General features: G+C 66.7%; 5 protein-coding genes. 4 read left to right on the top strand and 1 reads right to left on the bottom strand.

Features of this window, described 5'->3' with window-relative positions; all coding sequences use genetic code 11:
- The first annotated feature begins 143 nt into the window (after nt 1-143).
- The 4 genes from JaAD80_RS29640 to JaAD80_RS29625 all read left to right on the top strand — a co-directional run bounded on the left by JaAD80_RS29640 (nt 144) and on the right by JaAD80_RS29625 (nt 3,021).
- A complete protein-coding gene (locus JaAD80_RS29640; protein ID WP_308410663.1) occupies nt 144-878 on the top strand; it encodes a formylglycine-generating enzyme family protein in 735 nt (244 codons plus the stop codon).
- A gap of 62 nt (nt 879-940) precedes the next feature.
- Nucleotides 941-1,660 carry an SIMPL domain-containing protein gene (locus JaAD80_RS29635; RefSeq protein ID WP_258003267.1) on the top strand — a complete coding sequence of 240 codons (720 nt, stop codon included), beginning with the start codon at nt 941-943 and terminating at the stop codon, nt 1,658-1,660.
- Between the two features lie 78 nt (nt 1,661-1,738).
- Nucleotides 1,739-2,137, top strand: a complete 399-nt coding sequence (locus JaAD80_RS29630) for an OsmC family protein (protein WP_102299736.1) — start codon at nt 1,739-1,741, stop codon at nt 2,135-2,137.
- The gene (locus JaAD80_RS29625) at nt 2,134-3,021 is read left to right on the top strand and encodes a pirin family protein (protein ID WP_102299734.1); all 888 of its coding nucleotides are present in this window, start codon (nt 2,134-2,136) and stop codon (nt 3,019-3,021) included. Before JaAD80_RS29630 ends, JaAD80_RS29625 begins: the two co-directional genes overlap by 4 nt.
- A 9-nt stretch (nt 3,022-3,030) precedes the next feature.
- Here JaAD80_RS29625 and JaAD80_RS29620 read toward each other — a convergent pair.
- A partial coding sequence (locus JaAD80_RS29620; protein ID WP_180979675.1) for a TonB-dependent receptor occupies nt 3,031-5,358 on the bottom strand: 2,328 nt, incomplete at its 5' end.

The raw sequence follows: 5,358 nt of genomic DNA, 5'->3' as shown, positions 1-5,358 counted from the left end.
GCCGGCGCCAGCCGCCGTGCCAGCCGCGCCGGCGGAAGCCGTGCAGACAGTCGCCAATGCCGAGGGCGTGCTGCGCGACGACTTCCTCGACGGCACGGGGCAGGGGCCGGAACTGGTGCTCGATCCCCAGCGGCCGCTTCCAGATGGGCGCACACGAGACGGAACACAAGGCCGCTCTCCAGGCTGGCTCGCAGCAGACCTGGCTGGACCGCGAAAAACCGCAGCACTGGGTCGGCATCGAGCGGCCGTTCGCGCTGGCGCGCCACCCCGTCAGCGTGGGTGAATGGCGCGCGTTCGTGAAAGCGACGGGATGGGAAGGCGGCGGCGCCGAGACGGACTGGGACAATCCGGGCTTCGTGCAGAACGAGCAGCATCCCGTCGTCGGCGTGAGCTGGAATGACGCGCAGCTGTACCTGGCCTGGCTGCGCGAGCGCACGGGCCGGCAGTACCGCCTGCCCAGCGAAGCGGAATGGGAATATGCATGCCGCGCCGGCACGCGCACGGCCTTCAACGTGGGCGATACCATCAGCACGGAGCAAGCCAACTACGACGGCCTGTATGTCTACAACGGCGGCCCGCGCGGCGTGTACCGCGGCGGCACCAGTCCCCTTGGCACGTTTGCGCCTAACCCGTGGGGCCTGTACGACATGCATGGCAATGTGTGGGAATGGGTGCAGGACGTGGTGCATGACAATTACGAAGGCGCGCCCCTCGACGCCAGCGCGTGGGAAACGGATGGCGATACCAGCAGGCGCATCCTGCGCGGCGGCTCCTGGCTGTACCACCCGCGCTATCTGCGCTCGGCCCTGCGCAACGGTTTTTCCACCGTGCTGTCGAACGACATCGTCGGCTTCCGGGTGGCGCGCACGCTCGACTGAATTGTTGTCCTATTGGTCATCTTGACGGATGCTTCATGCACCTTAACCGTGCTGGAGTGTCCGTGTTCAAACGCCGCCTGCTGTCCCTCGACTTCGCCTGCCTGCCCATCTCCGCCCTGGCTGGTGATTTGCCGTCCTATCCCTTTATCCATGCGACGGGAACGGCCTACAGCTTCTTCACGCCGGACCTAGGCGAGAGCGATTTCGACGTCAGTGCCTTCGACCCGGCGCCGGACGTGGCCACCGCGCAGGTAGCGGCGCGCATCGGGGAAATCAGGGCGCTGCTGGCCGAGCAGGGCTTGCCGCAAGCGGCGGCCGGCATCGAGGTGCGTGACCTGCGCAAGGAAATCCGCAAGGGCGCGGAACAGGACCCGGCCCATCCGCAATACCAGATCAAGGCCAGCGTGCATATCAACGTGACGGATTTGTCGAAATGGCCCGCCGTCATGGGGCCGCTGCTGGCCATGCCCAACCTCGATGCGTTTGCCGTCACCGTCGGCGCCACGCAGCGCGTGCGGCTGGAAGAAGAGCTGATGGGCGAGGCCGTCAAGGATGCGCAGCGCAAGGCCGACGCCATGGCGCGCGGCGTCGGCAAGCGCGTGGGCGCCGTGGCCGGCATCTCGTCGGAGCAGCTGAAAAACCTGGACAATGCGGTGGGCCTCGTGCCGTCCGACCGCTACCACCGGGAAGGGAGCCGCGAGCGGCAAAATCCCGACGACATGCTGATGGTCACCGCCCTCAGGATGGGGCAGACGGTCGATGCCGTATTCCGTATCAAATGACCAGTTAGCCGGGCAGCTGGCTGCGCAAAGCGGGCAAACGGTGTAAATTGTGGCTTTCCAAACGCATCAAGGAACGCCATGACCATCAAAGCCATCCGCGACCAGTCGCAACCCATGCGCCACATCGTGCACGTACGCGACCACATCCTTTCCGCCGACGCCTCGGTGGCCGAAGGGGGCGGCGATGCCGGCCCGTCGCCGCACGACCTGTACGACGCGGCCCTGTCGGCCTGCAAGGCCCTCACCGTGGTCTGGTACGCGAAGCACAAGGGTATCCCGCTGGAACACGTGGAAGTGTCGACCGAGCGCGATGCCAGCGAAGAACGCAAGGGCGTGTATCGCCTGGCCACCACCTTGCACCTGACGGGCGAGCTGACGGAGGCGCAGCGCCAGGAACTGCTGTCGGCCGCCGGCAAGTGCCCGATCCACAAGCTGATGACGGCCGTCACCACGGAAATCACGACGGTGCTGGCATGAGCGCGGCCATCCTGAAAAGCCACGAGAAGGACCTGGGCGGCGGCTTTGTCGTGCGCCGCCTGCTGCCGTCCGCCGTGAAACAGGCCGTCGGTCCCTTCATCTTCTTTGACCATTTCGGCCCCATCGACGTGGCGCCCGACGCCAACCACGACGTGCGCCCGCATCCGCATATCGGCCTGGCCACCGTCACCTATCTGTTCGAGGGCGCGATCGACCATCGCGACAGCATCGGTTCCTGCCAGCGCATCGAGCCGGGCGCCATCAACTGGATGACGGCCGGGCGCGGCATCGTGCATTCGGAACGCACGCCGCAGGACCTGGCGGGCCAGCCGCACCGCACGCACGGCTTGCAGTTGTGGGCCGCGCTGCCGAAGGCGCACGAGGAAGACGAACCGAGCTTCACGCACACGCCGCAGGCCGACATTCCCGTCGTGCCGCTCGATGGCGCCGTGGTGAAGGTGTTGATCGGCACGGCCTTTGGCCAGACCTCGCCCGTGCGCACCTACATGCAGACGGTGTACCTGGACGTGGCGCTGCAGGCGGGGCGCGAGCTGCGCCTGGAAGGCTTGCCGGAGGAAGCGGCGATTTATCCGGTCAGCGGGGAAGTGCTGGTCGACGGCGTGGCGCTCGCGCCGCACACCATGGCCTTGCTGGAGGCGGGCACGGTGCCTGTCGTGACGGCAGGCGGCGGCGCGGTGCAGTTCGTCGTCATCGGCGGCGAGCCGCTGGACGGCCACCGCTACCTGTTCTGGAATTTCGTCTCGTCGAGCAAGGAGCGCCTGGCGCAGGCGGCCGACGACTGGAGCGCCCAGCGCATGGGGCAGGTGCCGGGCGAGACGGAATTCATTCCGCTGCCGAAGGCGCCTATGCGTCCTCCGGCATAAGCGTTTCGTTTAGAAACGCGCGCGCAAGGTCAGTTGCGCCTTGCGCGGCTCGCCATAGAAATTGCCCCACGCCGGCGCGCCCACCGTCTGGTAGTAGCGCTTGTCGAGCAGGTTCGTCACGGACAGCGACGCCGTCCAGTTGCGGTCGATCTGGTAGGCGGCGCGCGCGCTCCACAAGGCATACGCGCCTTGCGCCACCGTGATGTTCTGCGTCACGCGCGAGCTTTCCGTCTGGAAGTTCACGCCGCCGCCCACGCTCCACTTCTGCAGGGCGCCGGGCAGGCGGTAGTCGCTCCACGCGCGCAGCATGTGGCGCGGCGAGTAGGTGCTGGCGAACATCACGCCCGCGTTCGACGTCTGCTCCAGATATTTGAAATTGTTCAGCGTGTAGCCGGCGAACAGCTGCCAGCCCGGCGCCACTTCACCGCTGATTTCCGCATCGACGCCTTCGCTGCGCACCTTGCCCGCCGAGAAATAGCACTCCGTGCCGCTGGAACAGGTATTGACCAGGTCGAGCTCCGCGCGGTTGCGCTGCTCGATGCGGAACAGCGCCAGCGATGCATTCACCTTGCCGTCGAACAGTTCACCCTTCACGCCCGCTTCCAGGTTGCGGCCCTTGAGCGGATCGAGCAGGGCGCCTTCGGCCGTGCGCTGGTTTTGCGGCTGGAAGATGTCGGACACGCTGGCATAGCCGGACCAGCGCGGGTCGAACGCATAGATCACGCCGCCATACGGCGTGACGACGCCGTTTTCGCGGTACGGGTCGATATACACCTCGCCCGTGTCGCGGTACACGCTGCTCGATTTGTAGTTCGACACGCGCGCGCCGGCCACCACGGTGAGCGGGTCGCTGACGCTGAAGCGGGCCACGCCATACGCGCCCGTCTGCGTCATCTTCGTGATGCTGGGATCGCCCCGGTAGCTGTTTTCACGGAACCACGCATCGCTCGGTTCGGCCACGCCGTGATTGGGCCGCAGCGGGTTGTTCGCCTGCTGCAGCAAGGCCAGGCTGAAATCGCTGTCGCTTTCCAGCCGGTTCGTATTGATGCCGGCGCTGAAGCCGTGGCGGCGGCCGAAGGCATTGAATTTGCCGTCCAGCGACAGGTCGATGCCCTTGTTGGTGGTGCCGTAGTCGAACACGCCGCCATACATCATCATGCCGGCCAGGGTGGCGGGATCGAGCGCGCCCTGGCTGAACATGTATTTCACATCATGCCGCTCGCGCGTGTAGTTGGCGCTGGCTTTCAACGACCAGTCGGCGTCGAAACGGTGCTCGAATTCGGCGAAGACGGCCGTCTGTTTGCTATCCCAGCGGTTCCAGTCGGCGCCCAGGAAGGTCGAGCGGGGCAGGTGCGGGTCGCTGCCGTCGCGGAAGCGGGGCATGCCGGAAAAGAACGGCGTCGAATGCAGTTTTTCGTAGCTGGCGCCCGTCGTCAGCTTGCTGCCCGGCGCCAGGTCGAATTCCAGCACGCCGTACAGCACGTCCGTGCGGCTGTCGGCCACGTCATAGAAATAATCGCGCTGGTCATGCGCGGCCACGGCGCGGCCACGGATGCTGCCGGACTCGTTCAAGGGGCCGGTGACGTCGACTTCGCCGCGCACGTCGTTCCAGCGGCCCGCGCTGAGCGCCAGCTGCACCTGCTTTTCCGCCAGCGGGCGCTTGCGCACCATGTTGATGGCGGCGCCGGGCGAACCGGTGCCCTGCAGCAGGCCCGTAGCGCCGCGCACGATTTCCACGCGGTCCAGCATGGCCGTATTGCTGGTAAAGCTGTTCGCCTGCGGGTAGTACATGGCGCGGTTCACGCCGTCGAACTGGTACGTGTCGACCATGAAGCCGCGCGAATACACATAGCGTCCGCCCATGGGGCTGTCGTACATGGTGATGCCGGTGGTATTGGCCAGCACGGCGTCGATGGTGTTGAGGTTCTGGTCATCCATCTTCTGGCGCGTGACGACGCTGACGGACTGGGGAATTTCGCGCAGGGTTTGCACGCCCTTGCCGACGGTGACGGCGCGGGCCGCATACGAGTTGCTGTGCTCACTGACGGGGTCGCGCTCCATGCTGGCGCTGACCGTCACGGGCGCCATGGTCTTTTCCACGCCGGCCGCCGCTGCGGAGGATGGCGCCGCCTGGCGCAGCACGTAGGCGCCGTTGGGCAGCTGCACCGCTTCCATGCCGCTGCCGGCCAGCACCTGGGCAAAGCCCTGCGCCACGCCAAAGCTGCCGCGCACGCCGGGCGAACGCAGGCCGCGCGTCTGCGCGGGATCGGTCGACAGGCTGACGCCGGCGGCGACGGCAAAGTCATTCAGGGCCGTCGCCAGCGGGCCGGCCGCAAC

Source organism: Janthinobacterium sp. AD80, assembly GCF_002878455.1.
Classification (GTDB): domain Bacteria; phylum Pseudomonadota; class Gammaproteobacteria; order Burkholderiales; family Burkholderiaceae_D; genus Janthinobacterium.
Note: the sequence above shows the minus strand (reverse complement) of the source record. Positions and strands in the feature narration are given on the sequence as shown.

Coding starts and splice junctions, on each gene's coding strand:
- JaAD80_RS29640 (WP_308410663.1), top strand. CDS start 144: ATGGGCGCACACGAGACGGAACACAAGGCCGCTCTCCAGGCTGGCTCG.
- JaAD80_RS29630 (WP_102299736.1), top strand. CDS start 1,739: ATGACCATCAAAGCCATCCGCGACCAGTCGCAACCCATGCGCCACATC.
- JaAD80_RS29625 (WP_102299734.1), top strand. CDS start 2,134: ATGAGCGCGGCCATCCTGAAAAGCCACGAGAAGGACCTGGGCGGCGGC.